Genomic DNA, 15641 nt, shown 5'->3' with positions numbered 1-15641 from the left:
ACCAAATGGCGATCCGGAGTAAGGTTGTATTCGCACGCGCAAACCGCGTGCGGTCGACTGACCATAAACGGACGGGCGGGTGCCGCGCGGCCTACGTGTAGCCTGCTTCAGCAGCACCCGGTCCATTTCATTCCCGTCTTTTGCACGGCATTCACCGTGCACGCCGTCCCCTAGCGAGACTCTCCATGAAAGCATCGGATCTGTTCGTCAAAGCGCTGGAAGCAGAAAAAGTCGAATACGTGTTTGGCATCCCCGGCGAGGAAAATCTCGATCTCCTCGAGTCGCTGCGCCGCTCCAAAATCAAGCTCGTCCTGACTCGCCACGAACAAGCGGCGGGTTTCATGGCCGCCACCTACGGCCGGCTGACGGGCAAGACCGGCGTGTGCCTGGCCACGCTCGGGCCCGGCGCGACCAATTTCGTGACCGCCGCCGCCTACGCGCAACTCGGCGGCATGCCCATGCTGATGGTCACCGGTCAGAAACCGATCAAATCGAGCAAGCAGGGCAGCTTCCAGATCGTCGATGTCGTGCGGATGATGGAACCGCTCACCAAATACACGCGTTCGATGGTGTCTATCGGCAATATTCCGGCGTCGGTGCGCGAGGCGTTCCGGCGCGCGGAAGAAGAGCGTCCGGGCGCGGTGCACCTCGAACTGCCGGAAGACGTCGCGCACGAAGAGGGCGACGGCGCGCCGATCCCGAAGAGTTATAGCCGTCGTCCGATCGCGGAGGAACGGGCGGTGGAGCACGCCGTCGAGGCGATCCGAGCGGCCAAATATCCGCTCTTGATGATCGGCGCTGGCGCCAATCGCAAGACCACGACGAAGATGCTGCGCGAATTCGTCGACCAGATCGGGATTCCGTTCTTCACCACGCAAATGGGCAAGGGTGTGATTGATGAATCGCATCCCATGTGGCTAGGCAACGCCACGTTGTCAGATGGCGATTTCGTGCATCGGGCGATCGATCACGCCGATTGCATCATCAACATTGGCCATGACGTGATCGAAAAGCCGCCGTTTTTCATGCGCAGCGGCGACGGCGACGAAAAGACCGTGATTCACGTGAATTTCCTTGGCGCACAGGTCGACCCGGTGTATTTCCCGCAGATTGAAGTGGTTGGGGACATCGCGAACGCGGTCTGGCAGATGAAGGAATTGTTGAAGAAGAGCGAGCAGCATTGGGATTTTTCGCGCTTCAAGATGATCAAGGAACATTTCGACGCGCAACTGGCAAAGGGCCAGCACGACGACCGGTTCCCGCTGTATCCGGTGCGGATCGTCAAGGACGTGTACGACACCATGCCGAAGGACGGCATCATTTGCCTCGATAACGGCATGTACAAGATCTGGTTCGCCCGCTATTACCGAGCCCACGAGCCGAATTCTATTCTGCTGGACAACGCGCTGGCATCGATGGGAGCAGGTCTGCCGTCTGCTATTGCAAGCAAGATCGTGCATCCCGACCGCAACGTGATGGCGGTCTGCGGGGACGGCGGTTTCATGATGAATTCGCAAGAAGTGGAGACGGCCGTGCGCCTGAAACTGGATCTGGTGATCCTCCTTCTGCGTGATGACGCGTTCGGCATGATCCGCTGGAAGCAGGAAAACATGAATTTCCCGGATTATGGGATGACGCTGCAGAACCCCGACTTTGTCGCGTATGCACAAAGTTACGGGGCGACCGGGCACCGGGTGGATTCCGCGGCGGCGCTTGCGCCTTTGCTGCGCGAGTGTTTCACGACGCCGGGCGTGCATCTGATCGATGTGCCTATCGACTATTCGGACAACGAGCGCGTGTTGAACCGCGAAATCAAACGGCTGAGCGCGCAACTTTGAGCCTACTCGGAGAGTGAGATGCTGAAGAAAACGTACCCGTATTACTTGGCAAACGAACCCGTAGCGGCAAACACGGACCTGGAAGTCACCGATAAATTCAGCGGCGAAGTGGCGACCCGTGTGGCAATGGCGGACGCGAAGGCTATCGATGCCGCTATCGGCCACGCCGTTGCTGCGCAGCGCGCGATGCGTGAATTCAAGCCGTATCAGCGGCAAGCAGTGCTCGATCACTGTGTGAAGCGGTTCCGCGAGCGTTTCGACGAACTCGCCGAGGCGCTGTGCATCGAAGCAGGAAAGCCGATCAACGATTCGAAAGGTGAGGTCACCCGGCTTATCGATACCTTCCGGGTCGCGGCTGAGGAGTCGGTGCGTATCGATGGCGGCATGATCAACCTGGAGATTGCGCCGCGCGCGGCTGGTTACCACGGCTATTACAAACGCGTGCCCATTGGCCCGTGTTCGTTCATCTCGCCGTTCAATTTCCCGCTGAACCTGACCGCGCACAAGGTCGCGCCGGCAATTGCGGCCGGTTGCCCGTTCGTGCTGAAACCTGCGAGCCGCACGCCGGTCGGTGCACTGATCATGGGCGAAATTCTCGCCGAAACCGATCTGCCGAAAGGCGCGTTTTCGATTCTTCCGGCGCATCGCGATGGCGCGGATCTTTTCACCACCGACGAGCGTTTCCGGCTGCTGTCGTTCACGGGATCACCGGCGGTCGGTTGGGAACTGAAGAAAAAAGCGGGCAAGAAGAAGGTGATCCTGGAACTGGGCGGCAATGCGGCGGCGATTGTCGATCGCGATCAGGCAGACCGGCTGGATTACGTTGTCGACCGTTTGGCGTTTGGCGCCTTTTATCAGTCGGGGCAGAGTTGCATCGGCGTGCAGCGGATCCTGATTCACGCCGATATCTACGACGCCCTGCGCGAAAAACTCATCGCGAAAACGAAGTCGCTGAAAATGGGCGATCCGAAGGATGAAAAGACCTTCGTCGGCCCGATGATCTCGGAATCCGAGTCGAAGCGGTTGGCCGGATGGATGGAAAGCGCGGTGGCGAGCGGCGCGAAAATCATCGCGGGCGGCAAGGTCGAGGGCACCATGTTCGAAGCAACATTGCTGGAAGGTGTGAAGCGCGGCCAGGATTTGTATCGGAAGGAAGCATTCGGGCCGGTCGCGATCCTCGAAAAGTTCACGGACTTCGGCCAGGCGCTCGAAACGGTCAACGACAGCGACTTTGGCCTTCAGGCCGGCGTGTTCACGGACAGCCTCACGAACGTGAATCTGGCGTGGGACGAACTGGAAGTAGGCGGCGTGGTGGTCAACGACGTACCGTCATTTCGCGTTGATAACATGCCGTATGGCGGTGTCAAGGATTCCGGGCTGGGCCGGGAAGGCGTCAAATACGCGATCGAGGACATGACGGAGTTGCGTCTGATGGTCGTCAGGGATGCACCAAAACCGGCGCAGAAACCGAAATAGGCTGTTATGGCAATCGATGTCGCGGCATCGAGGCCCGTCTGGCCGGGTTTTCCGGCCGCGGCGGTGCCTGAAGGCGCGTCGCTGAACAACGTGTTGGCGGGCGGGGGAGTGCTACAATAGCGGGCTTTTCCCAAGTCCGAACGCCTCGCCCGGCTTGCTGTTGCGAGTAGGGCTGGAGGCCGGATTAAACGCTGGACTGGATGCGGGTCGTTGGATTGGCAAGTTGGCGTCATTTCTTGTTGATTGCCGGCTGACTGTCGGCCGATTGCCACCGACTTCGAATATTTTCCAGCCCGTGGCGGTTGCCGCCATGGTCACGTAGCACCAGCACTTGCACCAGCACTTGCCACTCGTAACTCGTACTTAGCCTTGTGCACTCGCTTTGTACCGTACTACGCCATCCGGTTGCGTCAGACCGGACCCAAGTGAAGATTCGCAGCGAACAAAACCCTGCGGATCCGAAGTCCGCGCGTTGATTGTCGTTTGCCGGTTGCATCGACGAAACACGCGGTTCTTCTTCATCCGATGTCCATGAGCGGTGGAATGACCGCTCGCGCGCCGCTCCGGCGCATTTTTAGCGAAAGCGAAAGCCACCAAAGTCACCATGTCCGATTCCGTCGCCACGAACCCGTCCGCCGCTTCACCCGACGCTGCTCCCGGGGCTGATTCCAGCGCCGCAGTTCAAGCGAATCCTGTCACGCCTGAGATACAGGCGAGTCCCGCCACGGCGGCGCCCGGTCCCGTGCTCGAGTTGGGCGCCACTGAATCTGCCGTGCCCGGCCCCGTGCCTACGTTCGACCAGTTCGGCCTGTCCGCTGACATCCTGCGAGCCGTGGTGGATTCCGGCTACACGATCCCCACGCCGATCCAGGCGCAAGCGATCCCCGTGGTGCTGGCCGGCCGCGACATGATGGGCGCCGCGCAAACGGGCACGGGCAAGACGGCGAGCTTTTCGCTGCCGATCATCCAGCGTTTGCTGCCGATGGCCAGCACGAGCGCATCGCCCGCACGCCACCCGGTTCGCGCGCTGATCCTCACGCCAACGCGTGAACTCGCCGACCAGGTCGCGGCTAACGTCCAGGCGTATTCCAAGCACACGCCATTGCGCAGCACGGTCGTGTTTGGTGGTGTCGACATGAATCCGCAGTCGGAAGCTTTGCGGCGCGGCGTCGAAATCCTGATCGCCACGCCCGGACGCTTGCTCGATCACGTTCAGCAAAAGACGCTGAATCTTGGCCAGGTGCAGATTCTCGTTCTCGACGAAGCCGACCGGATGCTCGACATGGGCTTCCTGCCGGACCTGCAGCGCATCTTGAATCTGCTGCCGAAGGAACGCCAGACGCTGCTGTTTTCGGCCACCTTCTCGGGCGAAATCAAGAAACTGGCAGCAACGTATCTGCGCAATCCGCAAACCATCGAAGTTGCTCGCAGCAATTCCACGAACGCGAATGTGCGTCAGATTGTTTTCGAAGTCGCGGAAAGCGATAAATCCGGCGCAGTGACGCAACTGATTCGTGAGCGCGGCCTGAAGCAGGTGCTGGTGTTTTGTAATAGCAAGATTGGCGCGAGCCGGCTGTCGCGCGTGCTGGAGAAGGACGGGATTATTGCGACGGCGATTCACGGCGATCGTACGCAGGGCGAGCGGATGCAGGCGCTTGAGGCATTCAAGAAGGGCGAGATCGAAGCACTGGTTGCAACCGATGTGGCCGCCCGCGGTCTCGACATCACCGACCTGCCTGCAGTGATCAACTTCGACCTGCCGTTCAGCGCGGAAGATTACGTTCACCGGATTGGCCGTACGGGCCGCGCGGGCGCGTCGGGGGATGCGTTGTCGTTGTGCAGCCCCAACGAGCGCAAGCAACTCGCCGATATCGAAAAGCTGATCAAGCGGCCGCTCGAAGTGATGGTGCTGAAGGTCGACGTGCCGGTGCGGCGCGAATCAGCTTCTGCTCCGCGTCGCGAAGAGCGCTCGGGCCGGCCGGAGCGTGGTGAACATCGCCATGCGCGTAGCGAGGAGCCGCGTCGCCGTTCGACGTCGTTCGAACGTTCGCATACGCGCCAGCAACCAATTGACGATTTCTTCCTGAAACCGTACGAGCCGTCGGCGGCATCGACGAGAAAGACCCAGGACGATGCGGCGGCTGAAGCCGAACGCAAGAACACGCCGCGCCAGCCGCTGGCTGCGTTGCTAGGTGGGCTGGGTATGCCGCGGAGAACGCCTTCGGGGTCTTGAGGTTATCTTGTCGTTATTAGAGCGGGGCCAGTGAACAAACGATGAAGCGGCAGCGATGCCGCTTTTTTGTTTTTAACGGTCCGTTCGCAACGTTCTGGAATCAACGCCCTGCAACCAGGTCTTAAATCCCGAACCGTTTTGCCCACTGCGCGGTGACATCGGAGAAAAACGCTTCGAGTGACGCGGCCGGGGACGGGTGCAGACCAAGATGTTTTGCCGCTTGCGTCAACTCAACCAGCGGGGCTCCTGTATCGAGCGCCGTTGCACCCGTTTGCTTGCTGAGTTTCTCGCCGAGGTCATTCACTATGACGGGCACGTGCAAATACACGGGCGTTGCAACACCCAGACAACGCTGCAAATAAATCTGGCGTGCGGTCGAGTCCAACAGATCGGCGCCGCGCACGATATGCGTAATGCCAGCATCCGCGTCGTCGACGACTACCGCCAGTTGATACGCCCACTCTCCGTCGGCACGCTTGAGCACGAAGTCACCGACTTCGCTTGCCAGATCCTGCGTCTGCGTTCCTTGCCAGCGATCCTCGAAGCTCAAAATGGCGGCATCGCCATCTGGAACGCGCATCCGCCACGCACGCGCTGGTTTGCCATGCAGCCCCTTGCGACATGTACCCGGATAAGCCAGCGTGGTGTGCCGAGTGTGATTGTGAGCGAGGGAATCGGCTATCTCGCGACGCGTGCAACCACACGGAAACACTAAGCCGGCGGCTAGCAATTGCTCAAAGGCCTGCTGGTATGCAGCTTCCCGCTGACTTTGCCAGACCGGCTGCTCGGCGGAAAACATGCCGAACTTGCCCAGCGTGTCCAGGATCTCCGCAGCCGCACCCGGCACGGTGCGTGAGCCATCGACATCTTCAATCCTGACCAGCCACGTTCCACCATGCGCCCGAGCATCGAGAAAACTCGCCAACGCGCTCACCAAAGAGCCGAAGTGCAACGGCCCCGTGGGTGAAGGCGCAAAACGGCCCCGATAGCCCGGTTCAGGGTTCATCCGACCCGCCGATCCGTCAACGCAAGCTGCAACGCGGCCATCCGATCAGCGCGCGGCGCGCGACGAAAGGTCGTGCGCCGCTGATGTTGACGTGCCGGGGGCTTCTGCCTGCGACGCTTGCTGGCCATGGCTCGGACCGGGGAACGACGCTTGGCCGTCTGCCGTAATCGCTGCGTGCGCCTCGTCGGTATCGGCTGCATCGTCTTCCGCGCCTGATGTGTCAGCCGACGCTCGCTCCCCGCCGTTCTGCGCAATTGGCGCCGGCTCGAGCGCGGCGTTCAACGCCGTCCGGTGATCGAATACAAAACACTCGCCGTGGTAATGCGCGCCGCCCACTTCCTCGAAGTATTTGAGAATGCCGCCCTCGAGTTGATAGACATGGTCAATGCCCACTTCCTTCATGTGGATTGCCGCTTTCTCGCAGCGAATCCCGCCCGTGCAAAACGACACCACCGTTTTGCCTTCGAGATCCGCGCGATGCTCCTCGATCACGCCCGGAAACTCGCTGAATTTCGCGATGCGGTAATCCAGCGCCTGATCGAACGTGCCGACATCGACTTCGAACGCATTGCGCGTGTCCAGCATGACGACGGGACGACCCTCGTCGTCATGTCCCCGATCCAGCCACGACTTCAGCGTGGCCGCGCCGACGGACGGCGCGCGGCCCAGTTCAGGCCGGATTGCCGGCTTTTTCATGGTGATGATTTCGCGCTTCAGCTTGACGAGCATCTTGCCGAACGGCTGGGTGGCCGACACGCTTTCCTTGAACTCGAGATCGGCGAATTTGCCTTCGAAAAGCGGACCCGTACGAAGGTATTCCATGAACGTGCCAATCTGCTCTGGCTCCCCCGCGACAAACAGGTTGATGCCCTCGGGTGCGAGAAGGATCGTGCCACGCAGGCCGAGTGCGGTACACCGGTCGACAATCAGCGGACGCCAGTCGGCGCCGCTCTCGATAGTCACAAACTTATAAGCAGAAAGGTTGACGATGCTCATGACGCAAATGCTCTTAAAGTGCTGGAAAACGGGCGTTGCCGGAGGAAAAAGCGGTTTCGACGAGTACTTGGGGCGTTCATCGAATCCGTATTATCCCGCAAACGGCGCGCGCTTCCGACTCGACCGATCGGCCGATGAGCCCGCGCCGATTCGGCACTTTTTTCGTCCCGCTTTTCATCCAGCTTATTGGTCGAATTAATTACCCCTGGCCGAACGGCTAACGCTGTCTTCGGGGCGAATTTCGCGAATAGGCGCATGTACAATATCGTTCATGTCAGATCCCCGCTTTGTCCATCTTCGTGTTCACTCCGAATTCTCGATTGCCGACGGCATCGTGCGCCTTGACGACGTCGTTAAAGCCGCTGCCAAGGACGGTCAGGGCGCGCTCGCGCTGACCGATCTCGGCAACGCTTTCGGCCTCGTCCGTTTCTACAAGGAAGCGCGCAGCAAGGGTGTCAAACCCATTGCCGGCTGCGACGTCTGGATCACCAATCCCGCAGATCGCGACAAACCCGCGCGTTTGCTGTTGCTGGTGAAGAACCAGCGCGGTTATTTGAATTTGTGCGAGCTGCTGTCGAAAGCCTGGCTGACCAATCAATATCGCGGTCGCGCCGAAGTCGAATACGAGTGGCTGGAGGGCGGATTGTCTGAAGGCTTGCTCGCCCTGTCGGGCGCGCAATATGGTGACATTGGCATGGCGTTCGCCGCCGGCAATGATCAGGCAGCCGTTCGTCACGCGGAACGCTGGGCCAAGCTCTTTCCGGGCGCGTTTTACATCGAATTGCAGCGTGCTGCGTTGCCCGGCGGCGAGACCTATATTCAGCAAGCCGTCGCGCTCGCCGCGAAGCTCCAGCTGCCGGTAGTCGCTACGCATCCCATGCAGTTCATGACCCCGGACGATTTCACGGCGCACGAAGCGCGCGTGTGTATTTCCGAGGGCGATATCCTCGCGAATCCGCGTCGTCAAAAGCGCTTCACGACCGAGCAATATTTCCGCACGCAAGAGGAAATGTGCGCGTTGTTCGCGGACATTCCGTCGGCGCTCGCCAACACGGTCGAGATTGCGAAACGCTGTAACCTGAAGCTCGAACTCGGCAAGCCGAAACTGCCGCTGTTCCCGACACCTGATGGCATGTCGCTCGACGACTACCTCGTGCATTTGTCGAAGGAAGGTCTCGAGAAACGGCTGATCCAGCTTTATCCTGACGAAGCCGCGCGCGAAGCGCAGCGCGAGACGTATTACGCGCGCCTGGAATTCGAGTGCAAGACCATTATTGGCATGGGCTTCCCGGGTTACTTCCTGATCGTCGCCGACTTCATCATGTGGGCGAAGAACAATGGCGTGCCGGTCGGTCCGGGCCGCGGCTCGGGTGCCGGTTCGCTGGTCGCGTACGCGCTGTTCATTACCGACCTCGACCCGCTCAAGTACAACCTGCTGTTCGAACGTTTCCTGAACCCGGACCGTGTGTCCATGCCTGACTTCGACATCGATTTCTGTCAGGAAGGGCGGGACCGCGTCATTCAGTACGTGAAGCAGAAGTACGGCGCGGACGCTGTATCGCAGATCGCGACCTTCGGCACGATGGCGGCGAAGGCGGCCGTGCGGGACATTGGCCGGGTGCTCGATCTTGGCTACATGTTCACCGATGGCATCGCGAAGCTGATCCCGTTCAAGCCGGGCAAGCACGTGACCATCGCGGACGCGCTAAAGGAAGAGCCTACGCTGCAGGAACGCTTCGACAACGAAGACGAAGTGCATCAGTTGATCGAACTTGCGCAGCGCGTGGAAGGGCTGACGCGTAACGTCGGCATGCACGCGGGCGGCGTGTTGATCGCGCCGGGCAAGCTGACGGATTTCTGCCCGCTTTATACGCAGGGCGAAGACGGCGGTGTGGTCAGCCAGTACGACAAGGACGACGTGGAAGCGGTCGGGCTGGTCAAGTTCGACTTCTTGGGTTTGACGACGCTTACCATTCTCGATTGGGCTGAACGGTATATCCGCAGGTTGGATCCATCGAAGGAAAGCTGGAACTTGTCGCAGGTTCCGCTCGACGACCCCGCCTCGTTTCAGATCCTCAAGAAAGCCAATACGGTGGCTGTGTTCCAGCTGGAAAGCCGCGGCATGCAGGGCATGCTGAAGGACGCACAGCCTGACCGCTTCGAAGACATCATCGCGCTGGTGGCGCTATACCGACCGGGTCCAATGGACCTGATCCCGAGCTTCTGCGCGCGTAAGCACGGCCGCGAGATCGTCGAGTATCCCGATCCGCGTGTGGAGTCTGTCCTGAAAGAGACCTACGGCATCATGGTCTATCAGGAGCAGGTGATGCAGATGGCGCAGATTATCGGCGGATACTCGCTCGGTGGCGCCGACTTGCTGCGCCGTGCAATGGGTAAGAAGAAGGCCGAGGAAATGGCCGAGCATCGCGAACTGTTCCGGCAGGGCGCAGCGAAGAATGGACTGACCGCAGCAAAAGCCGACGAAATCTTCGACTTGATGGAGAAGTTCGCCGGCTACGGTTTCAACAAGTCACACGCGGCCGCGTATGCATTGCTCGCGTATTTCACGGCGTGGCTCAAGGCGCATCATCCAGCCGAATTCATGGCGGCGAATATGTCGCTCGCCATGGACGACACGGACAAGGTCAAGATCCTGTTCGAGGATTGCATCGTCAACAAGATGGCCGTGTTGCCTCCGGACATCAACCAGTCGGCATACCGGTTCGAGCCGGTAGCCGAAGCCGACGGCAAGCGTTCGAAGACGATCCGATACGGCCTCGGCGCGGTGAAGGGCAGCGGGCAGAGCGCTATCGAAGAAATCTTGCGCGCGCGGGAAGAAGCGCCGTTCACCGATCTCTTCGACTTCTGTATGCGGGTCGATCGGCGCATGGTGAACCGCCGCACGGTAGAAGCGCTGATCCGCGCGGGCGCGTTCGATTCGCTGCACGACAACCGCGCGCAATTGATTGCATCGGTGGCGCTGGCAATGGAGGCGGCCGATCAAGCCGCGGCCAACGCCATGCAATCCGGTCTCTTCGACATGGGCGACGAGCCGCAACAAGGCCACGACCTTCTCGACGAACCCATGTGGTCGGACAAGAAGCGTTTGCAGGAAGAAAAGAGCGCGCTGGGCTTTTACCTGTCGGGCCATCTCTTCGATGCATACAAAACCGAAGTGCGGCGTTTTGTGCGCCAGAAGATCGGCGAATTGAAGGAAGGGCGCGACAAGCTTGTTGCCGGAGTGATCACCACCATGCGCACCCAGATGACCCAGCGCGGCAAGATGCTGATCGTGAATCTGGACGACGGCACCGGCCAGTGCGAAGTGACCGTGTACAACGAGCAGTTCGAAGCGAACAAGGCGCTCTACAAGGAAGACGAGTTGCTGGTCGTGCAGGGGCAGGCACGCAACGACGCGTTCACCGGCGGCATCCGTTTTACGGTGGAAGCGTCCATGGATCTCGAACGTTCACGCAGCCGCTATGCGCAGGCGGTGAAGGTGGAAATGAACGGCAACGCCGACGCACTGCGGCTCAAGAAAGTGCTGGAAGCGTATAGCGCGCCGCCTGAACAGGCGGCAGCACCGGCAGCGGTGCAGGCGCCGTCGCGTGGAGGTTCACGCGGAGGCGGTGATCGTGACGGCGGCCGCGGGCAACGGCAACCGGTGCATATCCCGAATGGCCTGAACGTGAGCATCGTGTATCGAAGCGAGCATGCGGAAGGTGAAGTACGGCTTGGCGATGCATGGCGTGTCAAGCCGACGGACGATCTCATCACGGCCCTGCGCGGCGAATTCGCGGGAAGCTCAATCGAAATCGTGTATTGATGCGCGCCGGGATAAAAGTCGCGATCTCCGCGAATGCGCTGAAACTCAGCGGCGGACTTGAACGTTACGCGCTGGACCTGGTTCGAGGGCTCAACGCGGCGGGGTTTACCGGCGAGCGCAAGCCGGTGTTTTTCGCACGCAAGATTGATCCGTCGCAGCCGGAAAGCCAGATGGTCGACGCGCGCCGGATCAACGTGTCGTTCCTGCCTTCCCGGCTGCGCGACACGTACTACAACTGGGCGCTCGAACGGGCGCGCAAGAACGCACGGGTCGATCTGCTGATTGGCTGCAATCGTGTGGAGTCATCCGAGATCGCGGTTTGCGGTGGTACGCACATCGGCTTTCTTGCTGCGACCGGCCGGCGCGAGCGGCGCTCGGACAGCCGCCAGATCGTGCTTGAGCGTTTGCAGTACGAGCAAGCCAGTGTGATCGTCGCTCACTCGGACATGATGCGCGACGAATTGCGCTCGCTCTACGGCGTGGCCGACTCGAAGATCCGCGTGCTTTATCCGCCAGTCGACGGCACGCGTTTTTCTCCCGTGCCGGGCCGGAAACGCAGCGCGTTGCGCAAGCAGTTTGGTTTCGCCGATAACGAGATCGTGTTGCTGTTTCCATCGAGTAGCCACGAACGCAAGGGCTTGCCGCTGATCGAGGCCGCGCTGCGTGACAGCGGACTTCCGGTGGTGGTCGCGGTCGCGGGGCGGCCACCCGCGCAGACTTCCGGGCAACTGCGCTATATCGGGTATGCGAAGAATATCGAGGACGCTTATCGGGCTGCGGATTTCACGGTGCTTGCCTCGAAGTACGAGCCGTTCGGGCTGGTCGGTATCGAATCCGTGATGTGCGGCACGCCCGTGATTTTCCCAACCAGCGTAGGCTGTTGCAGCGCGATTGCGGACGACGCGAAATTTACCTTCCAGCCGGGCGACGCAGCAGGCCTGCGGCACGCCATCCGGCGCGCACTGGATGCGAAAAATACCAACGTGACGGCGGCGTCCATTCTCTACGACTCCAGCGTTGCCGCGCACATTTCAGCGTTGCTGGCGCTCGCCGAAGGCATAGTCGCCCACATGCCTGTCAGCGCATCCGGTTCAGTTCAGAAAGCTTGAGAAACCGGTAATACACGGTCTGTGCATTGAACACGGCAATCATGAAACCCGCGCGACCGTCGAGAAAACCGCGTCGCAGAAGGTAGGTGCGAATAAAGGCCCACATCCCGCGCAGAACTGCGGTTGCAAGGCTGCCGCGCTTGCCCGCTGCGTGCCGTTGACGCGCGCCGGCCGTGGAATAGCTATCCAGCTTGCGCAAGACAGTCTCGAAGTCCTCGTAGGAATAGTGCATCAGCTTGCCCTGCAGACGCGTGACCTTGGTTGAATCGGGGTTCGTCAGCACCAGCCGCTCGTGCACGAGGTCATTGGAGAAACGAGCTGTGCCTCGTTTGAACAAGCGCGGAATCCAGTCCGGATACCAGCCGCTATGCCGCACCCATTGCCCGCAAAAATTCGACAGCCGGTCGACCGAGTAGACCTCCGCTTGCGGCTTCGAGAGCGCCGCACGGATCGCCGCGCCCAATTCCGGCGAGACCACTTCGTCGGCGTCGATAGATAACACCCAGTCGGTCGTGAGCGCATCGAGCGCGCGATTTTTCTGCGGCCCGAACCCTGGCCAGTCGCGCGCCTCGATTACGCGCGCGCGATGCGCCTCCGCTATGCCGACGGTTGCGTCGGTACTGCCGCCATCGATTACAACGATTTCATCGGCGAAGGAAACCGCCTCCAGACACTGCGCGAGGCGTGCGGCTGCATTGAAGGTAATCAGGGCAATACCAAGCGTTGGACGAGTCATGGGAACGTAAGCGTGGGGTATGCGAATTGCTATAATTTGATGCGAAAAGTTTTAGCGGTGAATGCTGCGTTTATAGTCGCTGTCTCGTTGCTGGCCGGGTCCATAACAGGGCGTGGCAGTCTTGGCGAGGCCGGGTGAAATCACGCCATACGCGTTCCGCATCAATCCTGACCGCCCGGTCATCGTTATACCAGACCGGTGACTGCGTGCCGTGTGCGGCCGGCCACGCGTCCAAAAACCGCGGACGATCGCGAGACGGATACCGCGGACGATCGCGAGACGGATTGCATCGCCGAAAAAGACGCAGCAGCGCCGGGAACACACGACGCGCGGGTCCGCAATCCGGCATCCGGTTTCGGCACCATTCACGTTGAAACTACCCAGAGTCACTCGGAGTTCGCCATAGTAATGAAACCGCTGAGAATTCTGCACAGCGAATCGTCCAACGGATGGGGCGGTCAGGAACATCGGACGTTCAAGGAAATGCTCGCGCTGCGCGAGCGCGGTCATACGCTCGAACTCGTGTGCGTACCGGGTGCACGGCTCGGCGAGCGTCTTGCGGCTGAAGGCTTCACGGTCCACACCACGCCCATGCGTTCAGGCGCCGACATCAACGCGGTCGCGCACATGCGGCGCATTCTCAAGCAAGGCCGTTTCGACGTGCTAAACACCCATAGCGGCCGCGACAGCCTGCTCGGCGGCGCCGCCGCGCGGCTCTCGGGCACGCCGCTGATCGTGCGGACCCGGCATCTGGCGCTTGCCATCACGTCGCGGGCGACCTACACGTGGCTCCCGCACAAGGTCGTGGCGGTGAGCCAGTCGGTGATGCGTTACCTGGTCTCCGAGGGCGTGCCGCAGAAGAATATCGTCACGATCTATACGGGCATCGTCAAGTCGCAGCCGGTGAGCCGCGCCAGCTCCACGTTGCGCTCGGAACTGGGCCTTCGTGATGACGCCGTGATCGCGGGCACGGTGGCCATCATGCGCGACAAGAAGGGGCATCCCGACCTGATCCGCGTCGCGAAGCCGTTGATCGAACAGCGGCCGAACCTGCATTTTGTCTTTGCCGGCGACGGTCCGCTCTTCGACGAAATCCGCGGGAACGTTCAAGCGCAAGGGCTTGCCGATCACATCCATTTGCTCGGCCTGCGCCGCGATATTCCCAGCGTATTGGCGGGCTTCGACCTGTTCGTGCTGCCGACTCATCAAGAGGCGCTGGGCACGTCGTTCATCGAGGCAATGGCGGCAGGCCTTCCGGTGATCGGGACGGCGGTCGATGGCGTGCCGGAAGTGATCGATGACGGCGTGAACGGGCTACTCGTGCCCGCGCACGACGACCCTGCATTGGCCGCCGCGCTGCTGCGCCTGGTCGATGCACCGGACGAACGCCGCCGCATGGGCGAAGCCGGTTTGCGGATCACGCAGACGCGCTTTTCCGTCGATACCATGGCAAACGAGACGGCGGCGTTTTATCGAAGCAGCTTGAGCGAGCGAGGCATTGCATGAGTACGACGCTGAGCACCGCGCGCGCCGTGCCCGTGCTGATGTATCACCACGTGAGTCCGGCGGCGGGCGCGGTGACAGTGTCGCCCGTGCATTTCGCGGACCAGATGGCCATGCTCGCGCGCGAGGGTTACACCACGCTCGGTGCGCAGGCGTTCAGCGCGTATCTGGCGGGCGAACCGGTGCCGGCGAAGTCGGTCGTGCTCACCTTCGACGACGGTTATCTCGACAACTGGGTTCACGCGCATCCAGTACTCGCCGAATACGGTTTTACGGCGCTCGGATTCCTGGTGTCGGGCTGGGTGAACAGCGGGCCTGTGCGTCCGAACGCAACGCCCTCGACGTCCGCCGCGAACCTTCCGGGCCTGCTGGGTCACTCCGCCGCGAAAGCGGCAATCGAAGCCGGCGAGAGCGACCGGGCCATCATGCGCTGGTCGGAAATCGATGCAATGCGCCAAGCCGGGACCTTCGAGTTTCACAGCCACACGCACACCCATACGCGCTGGGATCGCGTGAGCGCGGATGCATCCACCAAACGCGCGAGCTTGCGCGACGATTTGCAACAGGCACGGGCGGCACTCGCGCATCACCTTGGGGATGTATCGGATCATCTTTGCTGGCCGCAAGGCTATTTCGATACCGACTACGTAGAAGAAGCGCACGCGGCGGGCTTTCGCCATCTATATACCGTTGAACCCGGCACGAACTCGCGTCACGGCGATCCAGCGCGCATCTTGCGACTCGATGTGCGCGACAAGCCGGCCGCGTGGCTGAAAAGCCGTTTGTGGGTGCATAGCCGGCCGCTTCTCAGCCGCCTTTACCTGAAAATCAAATGACGGGCTGCCAGCGCTTGGGCCAGCATCCTGGCCAGCATTTGCCCCAGCATTTGCCCCAGCATTTGCCCCAGCATTTGCCCCG

The 15641-nt window shown here is 60.9% G+C and carries 10 protein-coding genes; 7 read left to right on the top strand and 3 right to left on the bottom strand.

Features of this window, described 5'->3' with window-relative positions; translation table 11 throughout:
• Positions 1–185 precede the first annotated feature (185 nt).
• The 3 genes from ACSQ83_RS00375 (at position 186) to ACSQ83_RS00365 (ending at position 5547) form a co-directional block, all read left to right on the top strand.
• On the top strand, positions 186–1838 hold the full coding sequence (locus tag ACSQ83_RS00375) for an acetolactate synthase large subunit (protein ID WP_436226893.1): 1653 nt from the start codon (positions 186–188) through the stop codon (positions 1836–1838).
• Between the two features lie 18 nt (positions 1839–1856).
• A complete protein-coding gene (locus tag ACSQ83_RS00370) occupies positions 1857–3314 on the top strand; it encodes an aldehyde dehydrogenase family protein (RefSeq protein WP_436226892.1) in 1458 nt (485 codons plus the stop codon).
• A 604-nt stretch (positions 3315–3918) separates the two neighbouring features.
• Positions 3919–5547, top strand: a complete 1629-nt coding sequence (locus ACSQ83_RS00365; RefSeq protein WP_414969276.1) for a DEAD/DEAH box helicase — start codon at positions 3919–3921, stop codon at positions 5545–5547.
• A gap of 121 nt (positions 5548–5668) precedes the next feature.
• Here the strand turns inward: ACSQ83_RS00365 and gluQRS are convergent, their stop codons facing one another.
• Together gluQRS and ACSQ83_RS00355 are read right to left on the bottom strand one after the other, a co-directional pair.
• Positions 5669–6553 (bottom strand): tRNA glutamyl-Q(34) synthetase GluQRS, encoded by an 885-nt coding sequence (gene gluQRS / locus ACSQ83_RS00360; protein ID WP_436226891.1) that lies wholly within the window; start codon positions 6551–6553, stop codon positions 5669–5671.
• Between the two features lie 45 nt (positions 6554–6598).
• Complete coding sequence (locus ACSQ83_RS00355; protein WP_436226890.1) at positions 6599–7549, bottom strand: sulfurtransferase; 951 nt, start codon at positions 7547–7549, stop codon at positions 6599–6601.
• Between the two features lie 262 nt (positions 7550–7811).
• Between ACSQ83_RS00355 and dnaE the strand changes: the two genes are divergently transcribed.
• Positions 7812–11375, top strand: a complete 3564-nt coding sequence (gene dnaE, locus ACSQ83_RS00350) for a DNA polymerase III subunit alpha (RefSeq protein ID WP_436227075.1) — start codon at positions 7812–7814, stop codon at positions 11373–11375.
• 11 nt (positions 11376–11386) lie between these two features.
• The gene (locus ACSQ83_RS00345; protein ID WP_436227074.1) at positions 11387–12484 is read left to right on the top strand and encodes a glycosyltransferase family 4 protein; all 1098 of its coding nucleotides are present in this window, start codon (positions 11387–11389) and stop codon (positions 12482–12484) included.
• On the opposite strand, the gene ACSQ83_RS00340 is transcribed toward ACSQ83_RS00345, so the two are convergent.
• Positions 12453–13220 carry a glycosyltransferase family 2 protein gene (locus ACSQ83_RS00340; protein ID WP_436226889.1) on the bottom strand — a complete coding sequence of 256 codons (768 nt, stop codon included), beginning with the start codon at positions 13218–13220 and terminating at the stop codon, positions 12453–12455. The two genes, ACSQ83_RS00345 and ACSQ83_RS00340, sit on opposite strands and share 32 nt — an antisense overlap.
• A gap of 408 nt (positions 13221–13628) precedes the next feature.
• On the opposite strand from ACSQ83_RS00340, the gene ACSQ83_RS00335 reads away from it, so the two are divergent.
• A complete protein-coding gene (locus ACSQ83_RS00335; RefSeq protein ID WP_436226888.1) occupies positions 13629–14726 on the top strand; it encodes a glycosyltransferase in 1098 nt (365 codons plus the stop codon).
• Positions 14723–15559, top strand: a complete 837-nt coding sequence (locus ACSQ83_RS00330) for a polysaccharide deacetylase family protein (RefSeq protein WP_436226887.1) — start codon at positions 14723–14725, stop codon at positions 15557–15559. The genes ACSQ83_RS00335 and ACSQ83_RS00330 overlap by 4 nt, the downstream gene beginning before the upstream one ends.
• The last annotated feature ends 82 nt before the right edge of the window (positions 15560–15641 follow it).

Origin of the sequence: Caballeronia sp. LjRoot29, from assembly GCF_964252755.1 — a bacterium.
GTDB lineage: Bacteria > Pseudomonadota > Gammaproteobacteria > Burkholderiales > Burkholderiaceae > Caballeronia.
The sequence above is the reverse complement of the archived record's forward strand: the minus strand, read 5'-3'. Positions and strand labels throughout refer to the sequence as shown.

What these genes read in the sequence shown, in the direction of transcription:
- ACSQ83_RS00375 (WP_436226893.1), top strand. Translation starts at nt 186, where the DNA reads ATGAAAGCATCGGATCTGTTCGTCAAAGCGCTGGAAGCAGAAAAAGTC.
- ACSQ83_RS00370 (WP_436226892.1), top strand. Translation starts at nt 1,857, where the DNA reads ATGCTGAAGAAAACGTACCCGTATTACTTGGCAAACGAACCCGTAGCG.
- ACSQ83_RS00365 (WP_414969276.1), top strand. Translation starts at nt 3,919, where the DNA reads ATGTCCGATTCCGTCGCCACGAACCCGTCCGCCGCTTCACCCGACGCT.
- gluQRS (WP_436226891.1), bottom strand. Translation starts at nt 6,553, where the DNA reads ATGAACCCTGAACCGGGCTATCGGGGCCGTTTTGCGCCTTCACCCACG.
- ACSQ83_RS00355 (WP_436226890.1), bottom strand. Translation starts at nt 7,549, where the DNA reads ATGAGCATCGTCAACCTTTCTGCTTATAAGTTTGTGACTATCGAGAGC.
- ACSQ83_RS00340 (WP_436226889.1), bottom strand. Translation starts at nt 13,220, where the DNA reads ATGACTCGTCCAACGCTTGGTATTGCCCTGATTACCTTCAATGCAGCC.
- ACSQ83_RS00335 (WP_436226888.1), top strand. Translation starts at nt 13,629, where the DNA reads ATGAAACCGCTGAGAATTCTGCACAGCGAATCGTCCAACGGATGGGGC.
- ACSQ83_RS00330 (WP_436226887.1), top strand. Translation starts at nt 14,723, where the DNA reads ATGAGTACGACGCTGAGCACCGCGCGCGCCGTGCCCGTGCTGATGTAT.